The sequence below is a fragment of the Vibrio sp. D173a genome, assembly GCF_030248475.1.
Genome location: NZ_JAHGAH010000410.1, coordinates 1 through 1,031 on the forward strand (window position 1 = coordinate 1; position 1,031 = coordinate 1,031).

Below are 1,031 nucleotides of genomic sequence, written 5' to 3' on the forward strand. Positions count from 1 at the left end.
TGAAGACAAACGCTCCATGGATTGGTTCAGCATATCGGTTGCACTGGTCAAATGACGCTGTGCGACAAGTGCTGCCACATTGGTATTAACGGTGATCGCCACAAATATTGGGTCCTAAAATTAAGGCTTTGGATACTTATCGACCAAATTTCAGAAAGGTTTAATGTTTTTTGGAAAAGAGATGGAGAAATAAAAAGGCAGAGCGCTGTGCTGATAGGTCAGCGTAAACGATAAGCTTACGCTGACTGTGTAGGTTTAGAGTGCTTCAGCCGGTTTGGCAGATTTACGCGTAAGGCCTTTTGGCGTCTCTTGCGTCGTAATATGGTCGTATTTCTCGGTCAGGTGATCCTGAATTTTTTGGTGGTAAGCACCGTTGAGTTTGTAGAAGCGGAAGTACACAACCAAAGCGATAGCGAAGAAGAATGCCGGCAGACCAACCATGATGCATTGCATGCCAAAGACGATTTCAGGGCTTTGTTCAATGTGCGGTACACAATCCACTGCGGTCAGTGCGATACCAATGCGATGACGACAAAGTCTGCGCCTTGCAGTGCCTCTTTTTGGTTTAAGTGGCAAGTGATCGTGCCCGTAGCACCCGATGATTCAATCAGCTTACTCACTACAAGGTGCGATTCCTCTAAGCGGATTTCATCAATATCCATCAAGGCAATTTGCGCCTCTTTGAAGGCCGGTTTGTGGAATACATCACCAAGAATGTTCTTCACAAAAATCGTAGAACCCGCACCGATGAATGTGATTTTAGGGCTTTTCATAGTTGAATCCTTCTTGCTTTCATATTTTTGTTTCGATGCATTTAAGTTACACCTGTCGCAAGGCCGAATTCGTCTCAGATAAACCAATCACTCTCCCGTTTTCTAATATTTAAAATCAGAAAATTCTGAATCTTAGGAAATGGGACGTTTTAGTTTAAATCACGGATAAAAGAGAGGAAACCTAACGATGAGCCCAGCTGACACAACGATTTAAGTCACACAATAAAATCTTGTAAATTACAACCTTCTAAAGAAGGT

General features: G+C 43.0%; 2 pseudogenes. Both read right to left on the reverse strand.

The features are described 5' to 3' along the window. Positions 1 to 255: 255 nt before the first annotated feature. A pseudogene (locus KIV40_RS26290) lies at positions 256 to 522 on the reverse strand (melibiose:sodium transporter MelB); the annotation flags it as partial. Further along, positions 522 to 773: pseudogene (locus tag KIV40_RS26295) on the reverse strand (alpha-glucosidase/alpha-galactosidase); the annotation flags it as partial. The pseudogenes KIV40_RS26290 and KIV40_RS26295, both read right to left, overlap by 1 nt. Positions 774 to 1,031 lie beyond the last annotated feature (258 nt).